Annotated in this window: 12 protein-coding genes and 2 pseudogenes; 9 read left to right on the top strand and 5 right to left on the bottom strand. The window is 72.3% G+C overall.

The window, feature by feature from the left end:
* Positions 1-104 precede the first annotated feature (104 nt).
* Positions 105-1,313, top strand: a complete 1,209-nt coding sequence (locus tag AS97_RS27395) for an RNA-guided endonuclease TnpB family protein (RefSeq protein WP_210565821.1) — start codon at positions 105-107, stop codon at positions 1,311-1,313.
* Between the two features lie 29 nt (positions 1,314-1,342).
* On the opposite strand, the gene AS97_RS27400 is transcribed toward AS97_RS27395, so the two are convergent.
* Both AS97_RS27400 and AS97_RS27405 read right to left on the bottom strand, forming a co-directional pair.
* Complete coding sequence (locus AS97_RS27400) at positions 1,343-3,871, bottom strand: serine/threonine-protein kinase (protein ID WP_247204505.1); 2,529 nt, start codon at positions 3,869-3,871, stop codon at positions 1,343-1,345.
* Positions 3,868-5,583, bottom strand: coding sequence for a serine protease (locus AS97_RS27405; protein ID WP_247204506.1), 1,716 nt, complete (start codon positions 5,581-5,583; stop codon positions 3,868-3,870). The genes AS97_RS27400 and AS97_RS27405 overlap by 4 nt, the downstream gene beginning before the upstream one ends.
* 450 nt (positions 5,584-6,033) lie before the next feature.
* Between AS97_RS27405 and AS97_RS49050 the strand changes: the two genes are divergently transcribed.
* Positions 6,034-6,246, top strand: a complete 213-nt coding sequence (locus AS97_RS49050) for an IPT/TIG domain-containing protein (RefSeq protein WP_349017603.1) — start codon at positions 6,034-6,036, stop codon at positions 6,244-6,246.
* A 35-nt stretch (positions 6,247-6,281) separates the two neighbouring features.
* Positions 6,282-6,653 (top strand): IPT/TIG domain-containing protein, encoded by a 372-nt coding sequence (locus AS97_RS49055; RefSeq protein ID WP_330790761.1) that lies wholly within the window; start codon positions 6,282-6,284, stop codon positions 6,651-6,653.
* A gap of 79 nt (positions 6,654-6,732) precedes the next feature.
* On the opposite strand, the gene AS97_RS27415 is transcribed toward AS97_RS49055, so the two are convergent.
* Entirely contained in the window at positions 6,733-8,751 is a 2,019-nt protein-coding gene (locus AS97_RS27415; RefSeq protein ID WP_210565822.1) for a GTP-binding protein, read from the bottom strand.
* A 226-nt stretch (positions 8,752-8,977) separates the two neighbouring features.
* Here AS97_RS27415 and AS97_RS27420 point away from each other — a divergent pair.
* Positions 8,978-9,388: pseudogene (locus tag AS97_RS27420) on the top strand (beta-1,6-galactanase); the annotation flags it as partial.
* Positions 9,389-9,396: 8 nt separating this feature from the next.
* On the opposite strand, the gene AS97_RS27425 reads toward AS97_RS27420, so the two are convergent.
* Positions 9,397-10,008, bottom strand: coding sequence for a TetR family transcriptional regulator (locus AS97_RS27425; RefSeq protein WP_063805028.1), 612 nt, complete (start codon positions 10,006-10,008; stop codon positions 9,397-9,399).
* A gap of 135 nt (positions 10,009-10,143) precedes the next feature.
* Between AS97_RS27425 and AS97_RS27430 the strand changes: the two genes are divergently transcribed.
* Positions 10,144-10,971, top strand: a complete 828-nt coding sequence (locus AS97_RS27430) for an NAD(P)H-binding protein (protein WP_210565824.1) — start codon at positions 10,144-10,146, stop codon at positions 10,969-10,971.
* A gap of 369 nt (positions 10,972-11,340) precedes the next feature.
* Positions 11,341-12,384, top strand: a complete 1,044-nt coding sequence (locus AS97_RS27435) for a Ku protein (protein WP_210565825.1) — start codon at positions 11,341-11,343, stop codon at positions 12,382-12,384.
* Positions 12,385-12,457: 73 nt separating this feature from the next.
* Here AS97_RS27435 and AS97_RS47675 read toward each other — a convergent pair.
* Positions 12,458-12,680: pseudogene (locus AS97_RS47675) on the bottom strand (DUF302 domain-containing protein); the annotation flags it as partial.
* Between the two features lie 174 nt (positions 12,681-12,854).
* On the opposite strand from AS97_RS47675, the gene AS97_RS27445 reads away from it, so the two are divergent.
* The 3 genes from AS97_RS27445 to AS97_RS27455 all read left to right on the top strand — a co-directional run bounded on the left by AS97_RS27445 (position 12,855) and on the right by AS97_RS27455 (position 15,517).
* Complete coding sequence (locus tag AS97_RS27445; protein WP_210567292.1) at positions 12,855-14,237, top strand: MBL fold metallo-hydrolase; 1,383 nt, start codon at positions 12,855-12,857, stop codon at positions 14,235-14,237.
* A 171-nt stretch (positions 14,238-14,408) separates the two neighbouring features.
* Positions 14,409-14,771: a rhodanese-like domain-containing protein gene (locus tag AS97_RS27450; RefSeq protein WP_210565826.1), complete on the top strand. Its 363-nt coding sequence runs from the start codon at positions 14,409-14,411 to the stop codon at positions 14,769-14,771.
* Positions 14,768-15,517, top strand: a complete 750-nt coding sequence (locus tag AS97_RS27455; RefSeq protein WP_210565827.1) for a sulfite exporter TauE/SafE family protein — start codon at positions 14,768-14,770, stop codon at positions 15,515-15,517. Before AS97_RS27450 ends, AS97_RS27455 begins: the two co-directional genes overlap by 4 nt.
* Positions 15,518-15,534 lie beyond the last annotated feature (17 nt).

Genomic DNA, 15,534 nt, shown 5'->3' on the forward strand with positions numbered 1-15,534 from the left:
CCTGTGGAGCTGGGCAAGGAAAGCGGAATCGTCGTCAGGGCGATTCGGCGCCCACCGACCACCGGCCGACGCCCACTCACAAGGGAACTGATAGAATGTGAGGCGTGACGCAGCAGGTCAAGCGGGCGTTCAAGTACCGCTTTTACCCCACGGACGAGCAGGCAGCCGAGCTGTCCCGCACGTTCGGCTGTGTCCGCCTCGTGTACAACAAGGCGTTGGAGGAGCGCACGCGGGCCTGGTACGGCGAGCAGCGCCGCATCTCCTACTTGCAGTCGTCCGCCGCCCTGACGGAGTGGAAGAAGACCGCGGAACTCGCCTTCCTGAGTGACGTGTCCTCCGTCCCGCTCCAGCAGGCGCTGCGTCATCTTCAGACGGGGTTCGGGAACTTCTTCGCCAAGCGGGCCAAGTACCCCCGGTACAAGAGCCGGAAGAAGTCCCGCGCGTCGGCCGAGTACACCCGCAGCGCCTTCACGTGGCGCGACGGGCGCCTGACGCTGGCGAAGATGACCGAGTCGCTGGACATCCGCTGGTCCCGTCCCCTCCCGGAGGGTGCGGAGCCGACGACGGTGACTGTGTCCCGCGACAGCGCGGGCCGCTGGTTCGTCTCGATGCTCGTCGAGGACACCATCGCCCCTGCCCCCGCCACGAACGCGGCGGTCGGCCTGGACGCCGGGATCACCTCCCTGGTGACCCTGTCCACCGGGGAGAAGATCGCCAACCCCCGGCACGAACGCCGCGACCGAGCCCGCCTGGCCAAGGCCCAGCGGGAGCTGTCGCGGAAGGCGAAAGGCTCCAGCAACCGGACCAAGGCCCGGGTGAAGGCGGCCCGAGTCCACGCCCGCATCGCCGACCGGCGCCGGGACTTCCTGCACAAGCTGTCGACTCGTCTCGTCCGTGAGAACCAAACGGTCGTGATCGAGGACCTGGCCGTCCGTAACCTGCTGAAGAACGGCCGCCTCGCGCGCGCCATCTCGGACGCGGCATGGATGGACCTGCGCATGATGCTGGAGTACAAGTGCGCCTGGTACGGGCGCGAGCTCGTCGTGATCGATCGCTGGTTCCCGTCCAGCAAGTTGTGCGGGAGCTGCGGCACGGTCCGCGAGAAGCTGCCCCTGAACGTCCGCGAGTGGACGTGTGAGTGCGGCACTGTGCATGACCGCGATGTGAACGCGGCACGCAACATCCTGGCCGCCGGGCTGGCGGCGTCTGCCTGTGGAGACGGTGTAAGACCTCAACGGGAGTCCTCCCGGACGGGGCAGTCGTCGATGAAGCAGGAAACCCAGCGGGCGACCGCTGGAATCCCCCACCTTTAGGCGGGGAAGGAAGTCAACTGATCCCCCTGTCAGACGCGGGTCACGGGCCTGATGGCGTTCGCGTGGTCGATCAGCGCACCGAGCGCCTCGGGGCTGTCCGCCTGCCGGGCCAGCCGGCGCAGGGTCAGCTCCAATTCGGCGCGCAGCGCGCTTTCGTCCTCCCACTCTCCATACACCAGCGACGGGGGTTCGGTTCCCCTCCGGGGCGCTTCAGCCGCCGCGGCGGCACGCCCCCTCCGCACCCAGCGCCGGGAACGGGCGTGCCCAGCGGGCTCACCCATCCGCTCCCCGGCACCGGACTGCCGCTCCGCCCAGTCCAGCGTCACCTCCAGCGACTCCGCGGTCAGCCGGTCGCGGGCCGGGCCGGACTCCCGTCCCTCGTCCAGATACAGCCGCGGCAGCCGGGTGCGCACCTCCGCCAGATCCTCGGCCGTCGGCAGGGCGTCGGGGTGCCCCAGTCGCCCCGACAACACCCGCACGATGGCGATCCGTGCGGCGTCGTAGTGGCGGGAGACCTTCGGCACCCCGCCGAGGATGTCCACCGCGCCGCCCCGGTCTCCCGCCGCGAGCCGGAGCCGGGCCAGCCCGAACGCGGCGCTGCCCTGCGAGCGGTTGCGCTGCCACACCGCCTCGTAGAACCGCTTGGCGGCCTCGTGGTCGCCCAGGTGCTCGGCGCAGTAGCCCAGCGCCAGCTTGGGGGCGTACTCCCCGGGCAGAGCGCTGTAGACCTCGTCGAACTCCCGCTGGGCGTCGGCCACCGCGCCGTCCGCCAGCCGCAGCAGGGCGCGGTGCCAGGACAGCCGCCAGTCGTACGGGCCGGCCGAGCCGATCAGCTCCACGGCAATCGCCAACTCCCGTGCCGCCGCCTCCCGTTCGCCCAGCTCCAGATAGGCGCGGCAGGTGCGCAGCCGGATCTCGGCGGAGGGGCGGGGGAAGGCGTGCAACTGCTCGATCAGCCGCCGGGGCCCGCTGTCGGTCGGCACGCCCAGCAGCGCCGCGCCGGGATCCGCCGCGTCCGGGAACGGCACCGGCAGCCCGGACGGCACCTGCTCGGGGCGGGGCAAGCCGGACGCCAGCAGCGGGCGCGGCTCCCCGTCCAGCCAGCGCTCCAGGTCCGGGATCCGGCCCAGCGAGGAGTCCAGCAGCGCCGAGGTCGGCGCGAAGAGCGTGGACGGCTGGGGCTGCTCCCGGCTCAGCCGCAGCGAGTGGATCTCCCGCAGCACGCCCCACAGTTGCTCGGACATCTCCGCGGCCGATCCAAAACGCCGCTCCGGGTCGGGCGCGGTGGCGCGGGCCAGCACCCGGCGGTAGGACTCGGCGCCCAGGCCCGGCGGCCGCTGGGCCTGCCGGGTGGCCTTGTCGGAAAGCTCTTCGAGCGTTCGGCCGACTCCGAAGAGGTCATGGCGCTCGGTGAGGGCCGAGGCGCCCCGGGCCAGCACCTCGGGGGCGGCGAACGCCTCGGTGATCACGGGCGGCCCGCCGTCCCGCTGGCCCACCCGCCGCACCGCGCCGAGGTCGATCACCTTGACCCGGTCCTCGTAGTGCATCACGTTGCTCGGCTTGAGATCGCAGTACAGCAGCTTCTCGCCGTGCAGATAGCCGACCGCCCGCAGCACCAGACAGCCGTAGGCCAGGATGTGCTCGTACAGCCGCGGCCCGTCGTACGGCCTCACCGCGTCCGCGATGTGGTCCTTGATCTGGGCGAAAGTCATCCCGCCGACGAACTCCATCACGATGTAGCCCGCCAGCGCGCCGTCCCGGGGGTCGGGCTGGGTGACGTAGTTGATGATCCGGACGATGCCGGGATGGTCGAGCATGGTCAGATAGCGGCGCTCCTCGACCGCCGTCCGCAGGGCCGCCTCGTCCTCGTTGTTGATCAGGCCCTTGATGGCCACGGGCTGGTCGTCCAGCTGGGTGTCCTCGGCGAGATAGACCCAGCCGAGCCCGCCGTACCCCACGCAGCCGATCACCCGGTACTGATCGCCCAGCAGATCCCCGGGGCTCAGCCGCGGGGCGAAGTCGAACGGATGGCGGCAGCGCGGGCAGTAGCCCCTGGAGAGCGCGGGCTGCCCGCCGTAGGGCGCGCCCACGATCTCCTCGCACCCCTCCCAGCCGCAGGTCTGGCCGCGTGAGGGGGGATGCGGATCGTCCATCACCAGATCGCGCAGCGAGGGCAGTTCGACCCGGGGCAGGGCCAGCGGATCCTCGCCCGCCGGCCTTACGGTGAACTTCCGCGCCACATCGCGGCGGCGGGCGCGGGCCGTGGTCGCGGTGGACTCGGACGTCAGGGCTTCGCCGGGCCGGGTGGGCGGGGGAGTCCGCGCCTGGGTGGGTGGGGGAATGGGCTCGGGGGCGGTGGGCAGGGCCCTGCGGCCGCACTCCGTACAGAACCCCCGGGCGTTGATCCGCCCCAGGCCCTCGCCGCGGCAGTCCGGGCGATCGCAGTGCGGACGGTCGCTGTCCGGGCCATCGCCGTCCGGACGATTGCCGCCCGTACGACTGCGGTCCGGACGGCCGCCGCCCGGACGACCGCCGTTCGGACGACTGCCGTCCGTCATGGCGCCTCCCCCTCCGGCGGTGTGTGCACGGCGGCCACGAACCGGTCGACGGCGCGGCGGGCTTCCGGTAGATCACAGGGCACCGTGGCCAGCAGCCGCACCGCGGCGCGGTGCAGCGGAATCAGCTCCGCCCGCTCGGATTCGGCCTTGCTCCCGAGCATCGCCGTGTACGACACCAACTGCCACTTCAGCTCCTGGACCGCGGGCTGCTGGGCCTCGATCACCCGCAGTGTCCCCTCGGCCCGCTCGGCGACCGTGCGGACCGTGTGCTCGAACGCGGCCAGCTTGGCCACGATGCGATGGGAGCGCAGCTCGGGGTCGGAGCGCAGCCGGGTCAAATTGATCCGTAAGGCCGTCGCGTCCTCGGCGTCCGACAGGGACGAGCGGCGCGCCCCGCGCTCGGCCGCCTCGTGCTCGCGGTCGGCGGCGAGGGCCACCCGCCCGGCGAGCTCGTCCAGCCAGCCGTCGATCCGCGCCGCCTCGGGTCGGAACAGCCGCTCGGCCAGGCGCAGTCCGCGGGAGTGGGGATCGCGGAAGACCAGCATCAGCCGGCCGCCCCGGTCGGCGAGCAGCTTCATGAAGCCGACCAGCGCCTCCGGATCGCGGGCGCGGTCCACGCCGACGGCCACTATGGTGAGCGGCACCGCGTTGGCCCGGACCCGGCTGAGCGGGGAGGTGTCGCCGGGCGCGCGCAGATCCATCCGGTCCGCGACCCGCAGCGCGACCTCGGTGTCGGTGCGCCCGGTGACGTCGATGGCCAGGTCCACACTGCCCAGCGGCGGTACGGTGCCGTGCGGCGCGGCGGAGACCGCCCCGTCCGGGCCGCCGCCCGACAACTCGCGGTCGGCGAGCGTGATGGCGCGGCTGAGCGCCTCGTACCGCGCGTGGTCGTCGTCCTCGATGACCACGGTCTCCACGTCCGCGATGTCCGGGCGCCCGGTGAGGGGCTCCCGGCGCAGCCATACGGCGAGCCGCTGGGCGAAGCCGATGTCCTGGACGCCGGTGGTCAACTGGGAGACCAGCGGCCGGTCCACCCCGGGGTCGCCCCGTAACCAGCGGTGGACCACCGGCAGATGGCGCACGATCGTCTCCACCGGGATCATGTAGGAGACGCTGAGGCGCTTGGCGGAGGGGACGCCGACGGGGTCGTCGTACCGGCTGACGACCATGCCGATCACATGCCGGGTCGCCTCGTCCTCCACCCCGGCGCCGCTGAAGCCCTTACGGACCACATCCCGCGGCGACTTGGGGTCGAGCCCCACCCACTCCGCCCGGGGGCCGACCCGCCCGGCGGTCTTCGCGCGCAGATAGTGGCCGTTGTCGAGGCCCTTGGGGAAGCCGCCCATCCACACCGGGCGGCCGAGCACCGGCGGCAGCCGGTAGAGCGGCGCGGCGTGCTCGGCGGGCTGCGGCCGGCTCAGCCGCAGCAGCGCCACATCGCCGCATCCGTCGGAGCGCTGGGGCACCCAGCAGCCGTCGGCGACGCGCGCGGGGACCGGTGCGGCGTCGGGCACCTCGACCAGGTCGACCAGCACCTCGGTGGCGGGCACCGGGAGCCCGTCGTCGGGGATCACATGGGCGCAGGTCAGCACCGTCTCGCTGCCCAGAAGGATTCCGGCGCCCAGGACGCCACCGGCCGAACTCCGGATTCTTACCCGCCAAGTGCCCCCGCTGGAGGTCTCATCGGCGGTAATGCCCATTTCCGCCCCCATGTGGCAAGAGCATACGCCCGGGAGGTACGGAAGTGACCCGTCCGTCCGATGGGTCACGGGAACGGGTGAGGGGTGGGACCGGGCCCGGAAAGGGCGTGCTGGGACGGCGCGGAGCGGGATGGCAGGCCGGGCGCGTGCGGCGCCCGGCGCGGCCCATCCCGCACGCCCGGCCATTCGGGTGACGTGGCGTCACCCTTCTTGTGGCGGGCTACGCCGGATGGATTACTGAAAGTGTGCGGTGGAACCCCCGCCGTTGTCTTTCGGCGCTGGGGGCGCCGCGTCCTCGCCGGAGCCGGGCGCCAGGCGTACCGCGAGGAGGACCGGGCGGGTGCCCCAACGCCCGCGGTCGCGCACCGGATTTCCGTGAGCGCGAGCGGGTGTAGCCCGCCCGGTCCCGTCTACCCGAACGCCCCGCACTTCAGCTCACCTCACCTCAGGAGGGGCTGCGCCATGCCCATCTCACCCGGTCAGGGATCGTCCGCCGGCGGACAGGCCGCCGTCATCACCGGCACCAACCTCACCGGAGCCACGGCCGTGCGCTTCGGCGGCAAACTGGCCACCATCACGGCCAACGACGCCACCAGCGTGACGGTCACCACGCCCTCCGGCAACGGGGTCGTGCCGGTGACCGCGACCACGCCGGGCGGCACAGCAATCCGCTGAACTTCTACTCCATCGGCGCACCCTTCAAGCCCGCGTTGAGCACCAGCGCCCGGCCGCTCGCCGGCGGCAACACCGTCACCATCAACGGCACCGGACTGTCCACCGCCACCGCCGTGAATTTCGGCGGCACCGCGGTGGCGCCGCCGGGCAGCGGCACCGTGCAGATCACGGCGGTGACGCCGGGCGGCACCAGCAACGGCGTCCCGTACACCTATGTCGCCGTTCCCGTCCTCACCAGCCTGTCGCCGACCGAGGGGCCGCTCAACACCGGGACCACCGTCACGCTCTTCATCAGGGGCCTCACCACGACCAGCACGGTGCTGTTCGACACCACCCACCTCCTTCACCGTCGTCTCGGACACCTGGGTGACCGCCATCGCCCCCGTGCGGGGCCGCCGGTCCGGTGAATGTGCGGCTCACCACGCCCGGCGGCACCAGCAACAGCCTCGTCTACGCCCGCTGGGGGCGTCCGGAATCCAGCCGCGCCTAGGCGTGCGGTTCGCGCGCCGCCCCGGCGCGCAGCGGCCGGTCGGCGCAGGGCCGGGACCACCACACCCCCTCGCCGTGCGTCAGCCGGGGCAGGACATGCTCGAAACCGTGTACTCGGCGGACCGGGATCTCGCCCCGGAGCAGCCATGCCGTGGCACCGTCAACGCTCTCGCCGATGTCCGCCTCGGCGGCGGCGAGTTGGGCGGTGACCGCGGCGAGCGTCTCGGGCGGGAGTTCCAGCTCGAAGGCGTGGTACGGCTCGTACACCCGCCACCCCGCCCGCTCCAGCGCCTCCTCGAGCACCACCGGGGTGACGTCGCGGAAGTCCGCCGCGGTGCTCACCGGGCCGATGAACCCGGATCGGACGAGGACGACCCGGCAGTCCGTCACCGAGCGCCCCCGGGGGCCGTGGAACAGCGTGTCGTACACGGTCTCCTCGATCGCGTGGTGGAACGCGCGGGGCAGCGCGCCCAGTTCGGTCTCGTAGCCGAAGACCACCCCGGCGCCGCGCGCGGTGGGCTCGACGCGCAGCCCGACGGTGGCCCACGGCCCGGTGTGGCCGGAACGGGCGATCTCACGACCGGCCTCGCCGACCCCCGAGGGGCGTTCGACGAGCACGGGACGGCTCGGTTCGAACTCCGCCTTGACGCCGTAGTCCTGGACCAGCGTGGCCGCGATGATCTCCTTCTGCACCTCGCCGTACAGCAGCACCGAGGTGGCCCCGCCCGGCATCGCCCGCGCGTGGATCAGCGGATCCTGGTCGGCCAGCTCGAGCAGCGCGGTGTGCAGCCGGGATGCGGCCGCGGCGCCGGGCTCGCGGGCGTGGACGAGGGTCTGGAGGGTGGGTGCGGCGAAGTGCGGCCGGTCCGACGGGACGTCGCGGACGGGTCCGAGCCGGTCGCCGACCCGGACCCCGGGCAGCCCCTTGATCCGCGCGATGTTCCCGGCGGTCAGCGGCCCCCGCGCGGCCCCCGCCGCGCCGACGATCTCCAGCGCGGTGATCTGCCCGGTGTGCTCGGTCAGGGCGCCGCCGGGCTCGCGGCGGTGCAGCGTCACCCGCTGCCGCAACGCCACCTCACCGGAGAACAGCCGCAGATACGCCGTACGGCCGCCGCGGGCGCCGCTTCCGCCGGTCCGGCCGCTTCCGCCGGTCCGGCCGCTTCCGCCGGTCCGGCCGTCGCCACCCCGGGCGCCGCCACCGCCGCGCTCCACGGCGAAGATCGTGCCCCGCGGCTCCGCCCCGCCCGGCGCGGGCGGCACCAGCCGCGTGACCCCCTCGACCAGCGCCCCGACGCCCTGACCGCTGAGCGCCGAGCCGAAGAAGACCGGATGCACCAGCCCCTCCGCCGTACGGGCCGCCAGCGCCGCCCACACCTCCTCGGCCGAGGGGAGCGGACCGTCCACGACCCGCGCGAGCATCGCGTCATCGAGCTCGGCCAGCACCTCGGCCCCCTCGGTGCGCATCCCCGGATCGTCGAGGGAGCGCGAGCGGACGTACGCGTTCCGCGTGCCCAGCTCCCGTACCGCCGTCAGGGGGAGGAGATGCGGCGCCAGGGTGCGCCGGATGTCGGCGAGCAACCCCGCGTCGCGGGCGCCCGCACGGTCGATCTTGTTGATGAAGAGCAGCACCGGAAGCTGCAGCCGCCGCAGCGTCTTCATCAGCACCCGGGTCTGCGCCTGGACGCCTTCGACGGCGGACAGCACGAGCACCGCGCCGTCGAGCACCCCGAGGGCGCGTTCGACCTCGGCGATGAAGTCGGAGTGGCCGGGGGTGTCGATCAGGTTGAGCTGGGTGTCCCCGGCGGTGAGGGACGCGACCGCGGTCCGTACGGTGATACCGCGCTGCCGCTCGATCTCGCCGGTATCGGTCTGGGTGTCCCCGGCGTCGACGCTGCCGAGCCGGTCGATCACCCCGGCGTCGTAGAGCAGCCGCTCGGTGAGGCTGGTCTTACCGGCGTCGACATGGGCGAGCACGCCGATGTTGAGGGTCCGAGAGACCCGTGGAGAGTTGGGCATGGATGCTGAAGTCCTCGAAGACGGTCGTCCGGTAGGGGCGCTGAGTCGTTCCGAGGAATCGGCGCATCTGTTGCTCCTGTGCTCCTGCTCGTAGCGGTGAGGTCCCGGACATCGTGGACACGAGGGCGGACGGAGGCAACCGAATTACCGACGGCCGTCACCGCGCCGGGCCGTCATCCGCTCGCCCGTCCGTTCGTGGAAAGCGCTGTCACGCCTCTCGACAACGCCCAGCGCCGGCTGGGCGCTGATCCACTACGCCCCGGACTCCGCCCAGCCCGGCGCCGTGCAGACCAAGTACTACGTGCTCGCCCAGTTCACCCGGCATATCCGCCCCGGGATGCGGATCCTGGACACCGGCTCGGACCACGCCATCGCCGCGTACGACCCGGCCGCGCGGCGGCTCGTGCTCGTCGCCGTCGACCCCGGCGCCGCGCAGACGGCGACCTTCGACCTGTCCCGCTTCGGCCAGGTCACCGGGGACGCCGGCGGGCTGGCGCCGCGCTGGTCCACCCACACCTCGGGCACCGGCGATCTGTACACCGCACGCCGGGACACGGCGCTGGACGGCAAGCGGCTGAGCGTTCCGTTCGCCGAGAAGTCGGTGCAGACGTTCCAGATCGACGGGGTGGTGGAGTAGGGCGGGTCTCACGCCGCCAAGTGGCGGACGATGCGGCGCAGCTGCTCCTCCCACCGCTCCTGGAATTCCTGCGAGCCCGGATCGATGCCGAAGATCTGGCGGACGGCGTGCGGCATCGTGGCGGGCGCGGAGACCACGGCGTAGCACATCAGCAGCACGGCGGCCGGGTCGAGGTCGTCCGCCAGCTCGCCCGCCGCCTGCCGGCGCCGTATGTCGGACAGGTCCTCGGGACGCTCGTCCGCCGCCTCCTCGCCGGTCAGCCCGCGCCAGACGGCCAGCCGGATGGCGCGGGGGTCGTCGAACGCCTCCCGGAGGTAGCGGACGATCAGCTCCTCGAAGGGGACCGCGGGGTCGTTGAAGGTCGCCTCGCGTGCCAGCCACTCGCGGGTGAGCTCCTGGTAGAGGCCCTCCTTGCCGCCGAAGTAGTAGGCGATCAGCTGCTTGTTGAGGCCCGCCCGGTCCGCGATGTCCTGGACGCGGGCGCCCGCGAACCCCTTCTCGGAGAACACGTCCCTGGCCGCCTCCATCAGCAGCCGCCGGGAGCGCTCCGGGCACTGCTTGCGCTCCTCGGGGGTGGGGGCGCGACGGGGCCTCTTGGGCGTCCCCTGCATGGTCGTCATCTCCTCTTCCTCGGCCCGGACAGGCTAGCCGGGGGTCCCCGACAGGTTCTCATCCAATCGTTTGACATTGTCATCTGTTTGGATGAACCTGACTGCGGTTATGTACCCATCGCAGGACAGGCGAGGAGATTCATCATGTTCGTGGTGACCGGAGCCACCGGAAACGTCGGCGGTTATGTGGTGAAGGAGCTGGCCGACGCGGGCGCCGAGGTGCTCGCGCTCACCCGCGACCCCGAGGCGGCCCGGCTGCCGCGGGGCGTGCGGGCGGCCCGCACCGAGGAGATGCCCCTGGACGGCGCCACGGCGCTGTTCCTCAACCCCGCGGTGGTCTGGCAGTTCGGGTCCGGGAAGATCCTCGAGCGGGCCAAGGAGAGCGGCGTACGGCGGATCGTGATGCTCTCCTCGTCCTCCGTCCTGCAGGACCTCGATCCGCACACCAACCCGATCGGCGTCCGCCACCGTGCGCTGGAGGACGAGGTCGAGGCCACGGGGCTGGAGTGGACGTTCGTCCGCCCGGGCAGCTTCGCCGCGAACTCCCTGCAGTGGGTGGACCAGATCAAGGCCGGGGACGTGGTGTACGGGCCGTACGCCGAGGCGCAGGTGGCGGCCATCCACGAGGCCGACATGGGCGCGGTCGCCGCCCGCGCGCTGCTCGCCGACGACCTGGTCGGCCAGACGCCCGAGCTGACCGGACCCGAGTCGCTGAGCTTCGCCGATCAGGTGCGCATCATCGGTGAGGTCGTCGGGCGGCCGCTGCGGTACGAGGAGATCCCGCCCGAGGCGGCGCGGGAGCGGATGGTCGGCGACTTCCTCACGCCGGAGATGGCGGACTCGCTGCTGCGTGTGTTCGCGGAGTTGGTGGACCGGCCGCAGGCGGTCTCGCCCGAGGTCGAGCGCATCACGGGGCGCCCCGGGCTGACGTTCGCCCAGTGGGTGGAGGACCACGTGGCCGACTTCCGCTGAGGCGCCGTCCGTAACCGTGGCCCGGGTGCGCGCCGGGCGGACCCGGGACCGGATGGTCGACTGACCGCGGTCGCGCCTGCGGCGGGCTGTCCCCTGCCGCCCCTTCTCACAGCCGGGGCTCCGCCCCCGGACCCCGCTCCTCGAACTCCCTCGGCTACCGCTGGGAGGTGCCCCCTGGGCGGGCGGGTTTCGGCCCGTCCGGCGTTTGAGGACGCGTACGAAGGGCGTCCGGGGTCCAAGGGGGCGGAGCCCCATGGTCCCGCCGCTGACGTCACCCGCTCTACCTCGTTGCCGCCGGCCGGGGGATCCCGGGATGCGATCACTGGCCGGTGGGGGTGCGATAGGGGTGAACAGGGAGGTGAAGGGGCCATGGCGAGGGCGATCTGGAGCGGTGCTCTGTCATTCGGCCTGGTCGCCATGCCGGTGCAGCTGTTCACCGCCACGGAGAGCCACACCATCCGCTTCAACCAGATTCAGCGCGGAACATCCGACCGGGTGCGCAACAAGCGGGTGAACGAACGCACCGGTGAAGAAGTCCCTGTGGATGAGATCGTCAAGGGCTTCGACATGGGGGACGAGTACGTGGTGGTCGAGCCCGGTGAGCTGGATGAGATCGCCCCTGGCCGGTCCAAGGGGCTGGAAATCACGGGGTTCGTCGACGCGGAAAAGGTAAAGCCGATCTTCTTCGACAAGGCCTACTACGTGGCGCCGAAGGGCAAGGAGTACGCGAAGGTCTATTCCCTGCTGCGCGAGGCCCTGGCCCGGTCCAACAAGGCGGGGATCGCCACCGTTGTCATGCGTAACCGCGAGTATCTGGTTGCTGTGAAACCAGAAGGCGACGTCCTGGCGCTTCACACGCTGCACTGGGCTGATGAGGTCCGCGATCCCCGCCGTGAAATCGGGAACCTCCCGGAAGGTACCCAGGTCGCTGACAAGGAGTTGCAGACCGCGGTCCAGCTGGTTGAGGCCCTGAGCACGGAATGGGACCCCGAGGAGTATCACGACATCTACCAGGAGCGCGTGATGCGACTCGTTGAGGCCAAACGCGCTGGTGAGACGATCGAGAAGAGCGAGCCGCCGCCACGCTCCACCAACGTCATCGACCTCATGGACGTCCTGCAAGCCAGCGTCGACAAAGCCAAGGGCAAGAGAGAGGCCGGCGCCGAAGAGGCCCAGGCCGCTCGGAAGCCGACGCAGCTGGAAGAAGCGGCTGAAAAGAGTCGGGCCGGCCGCGCGGCGAAGAAGGCCGCGAAGAAGCCTTCGAAGGCATCCGACCTCGAGGGACTGAGCAAGACGGAGCTCTACCACCGGGCATCGGAGGCCGGCATCCCCGGCCGCTCCTCGATGAGTCGCGAAGACTTGATCAAGGCCCTCACCGGTAAGGCTGGTCGCCGCAGAGCAACGGCATCCTGATGCCCCGCCCCCCTGGGGCCGGTGCGAGGCGGACCGTGAGCGAGCGCGGACCTGGCCCCGGGGCCGGGCCTGGGAGTCGGGCCAGGGCGGCGTCCAGACGAGCCGGGGCGTCCTCCGCGACGGACTCCAGGGCGGGGGCCGGTCAGGGTGACCATGGCGCCCGGGTCGAGGACCTGCACGAGGGTGGTGTCCCTGTCGCGACGCACGACGACGTCGCGGGGCAGGAGCAGGCCGATGCCGCGGTCGGCCTGAGGCGCCTGATGGCCGAGGGGCGGGGCACTGGCGCCCACGAATACTCCTGAAGGGCGGCGCGGGGAGCCGATTCCGCTATACCCCGCCGAGTACCCGCTCGTCGGCGGCCGGGCGGCCACCGGGGCGATCCATGTGCCAGGAATACCCCCCGGGGTACTCCTGTTAGGGTGAGTGTCCAATACCCCCCGGGGTACACCGTCCAAGAGGGAGTCATGGTCGTGTTCTTCGTCGACACCCTGGAATTCGAGGGCCTGGGCAACCGCAGCTACCTGGCCGGCGGGCCCAGTGCCGCGGTGGTCATCGACCCGCCGCGCGATATTGCCCAGGTCATTGCCGCAGCGGCCCGGCGCGGGGTGCGCATCGCTTTCGTCGCCGAGACTCATGTGCACAACGACTACGTCACGGGCGGCTTGGAGCTGGCTCGCGTGACCGGCGCCGACTACCTGGTGCCGGCCGGGGCGTCGGTCGCCTTCGCTCGCACCCCCGTCGCCGACGGCGACACCGTGACGGTGGACGAGGGCTTGGTACTGCGGGCGATCGCCACCCCCGGGCACACTCCGCACCACACCTCCTACGCCCTTACCGAGGACGGGCGCGGTGTGGTGGCGTTCACCGGCGGGTCGCTGCTGATCGGCACCGTGGGCCGTCCGGACCTGGTCGAACCACGGCTGACCGAGCAACTGGCCCGCGCCCAGCACGCTTCCGCCCACCGCCTGGCCGACGAGCTGGACGACGAGGTCGCGGTGCTGCCCACCCACGGATTCGGCAGCTTCTGCTCCTCCGCGCAGGCCGAGGGGGACGCGACCACGATCGGCCAGGAACGGAGGACCAACGACGCGCTGACCGAGGACGTGGACACCTTCGTCGCCGAGATGCTCGCCGGACTGGACGACGTGCCCGCGTACTACGCGCACATGGGCCCGACCAACGCCGCCGGTCCCGCGCCGGTCGACCTCACTCCGCCGGGGCGTGCGGACGGCGAGGAGATCGCCTCCCGGCTGGCCTCGGGTGAGTGGGTGGTGGACCTGCGCAGCCGCGTGGCCTTCGCCGAGGGGCACGTGGCCGGCTCGTTCAACTTCGAGGGCCAGGGCAAGCTCGCCACCTACCTGGCCTGGTTGATCCCGTGGGGCAAGCCCGTCACCCTGCTGGCCGAGACGCCCGAACAGGTCACCGACGCGCAGCGTGAGCTGGCCCGGGTCGGCATCGACCGCCCGGCCGCCGCCGCCACCGGCGACCCGGCCGACTGGGTCCGCGTCGGCGAGCAGCTCGCCTCCTTCCCGCGCGCCCGCTTCGCCGACCTCGCCCAGGTGCGCGGGCGCGGGGAGCAGGTGGTGGTGCTGGACGTGCGGCGGGATTCCGAGCGGGCGGGCGGCTACATCGACGGCTCGGTCCACATTCCCATCCACGAGCTGCGCGGCCGCATCGGCGAGGTGCCGGACGGGTCGGTGTGGGTGCACTGCGCCGGCGGGATGCGCGCGGCGATCGCCGCGTCCCTCCTGGACGCCGCAGGCCGAGACGTGGTCGCCGTCGATGACGGCTTCGAGGCCGCTACCGAGGCGGGGCTGTCCCTCACTCGCCCCGACCCCGATGGCGCCGGCTGACACGCCCCACCCGCACATCCCCGCACGGAGTGGGCCGCAGGCCGAGACGTGGTCGCCGTCGATGACGGCTTCGAGGCCGCTACCGAGGCGGGGCTGTCCCTCACTCGCCCCGACCCCGATGGCGTCGGCTGACACGCCCCACCCGCACATCCCCGCACGGAGTGATCCACGATGTTCCCGTTCCTTCGGCGCGGCCCCGGCCGCCTCACCCCCCAGCAGGCCCGGCAGCAGACCCGCGACGGCAAGGTCGTACCGCTGGACGTCCGCGAAACACCGGAGTGGCGAGCCGGGCACGCGTCTGACGCGCTGCACCTGCCGCTTTCCCGCCTCATGGCCGGGGCATCGCTCCCCGCAGCCGTGCGGGACAAGCCGGTGGTCACGATCTGCCGCTCCGGGCGCCGCTCCCAGCAGGCCGTCAAGGTGCCGGCCGGACGTGGCGTCGAGGCCACCGACGTCGCCGGCGGCATGACCGCCTGGACCCGTGCGGGTCTGCCGGTCACCAGCGAGGGTGGCAGCGGCGGTGGCATAGCGTGAGCGCAGCGATCCTGGCCCTGATCGCGGGGGCGGTGGTCGGGCTCGCGCTCGGCGCGCTCGGTGGGGGCGGCAGCGTCCTGGCGGTGCCCGCGCTGATCTATCTGCTCGGCTTCACTCCGGCCGCCGCCACCACCGCCAGCCTGATCATTGTCACGGCCACCTCGCTCACCGTCCTGTGCGCCCACGCTCGCACCGGCGACGTTCGCTGGAAAGCCGGAGCCCTGTTCACCGCGGCCGGGCTCCTTCCCGCCGCCGTGGCCGGTGCCGCCGCCGCCCGCTTGCCGCAATCACTGCTGACCGCCGCGTTCGCCGCCGTCGCGGCCCTCGCCGCGCTGAAAATGCTGCGGCCCGGCCGGACCGACGGCGATCACACCACGACGGTGCGGCCGGCGAAGGCCGCTGGGACCGGAGCCGGCCTGGGGACGCTGACGGGACTGCTCGGCGTCGGCGGAGGCTTCCTCGCCGTCCCCGCCCTGGTCACCGTGCTGGCGTTCGACATGCAGGCCGCCGTCGGCACCAGTCTGCTGGTCATCTCCGCGAACTCGCTGGCCTCCCTGGCCGCCCGGGGTGCCGGCGCCGCCGGCATCGACTGGGCGGTCATCGGCCCCTTCACCGGGACCGCGATCCTCGGCGCCTGGGACGGCAAACGCCTGGCCGCCAAGGTCGCCGGCACCCTGCTGCAACGCACCTTCGCCATCGTGCTGCTGGCCGTGGCCGCCTTCATGCTCACCGACGCGCTCACCTGACAAACCAGTCGGGCGAT

It is taken from the genome of Streptomyces sp. AgN23 (assembly GCF_001598115.1).
GTDB classification, from domain to species: Bacteria; Actinomycetota; Actinomycetes; order Streptomycetales; family Streptomycetaceae; genus Streptomyces; species Streptomyces antimycoticus.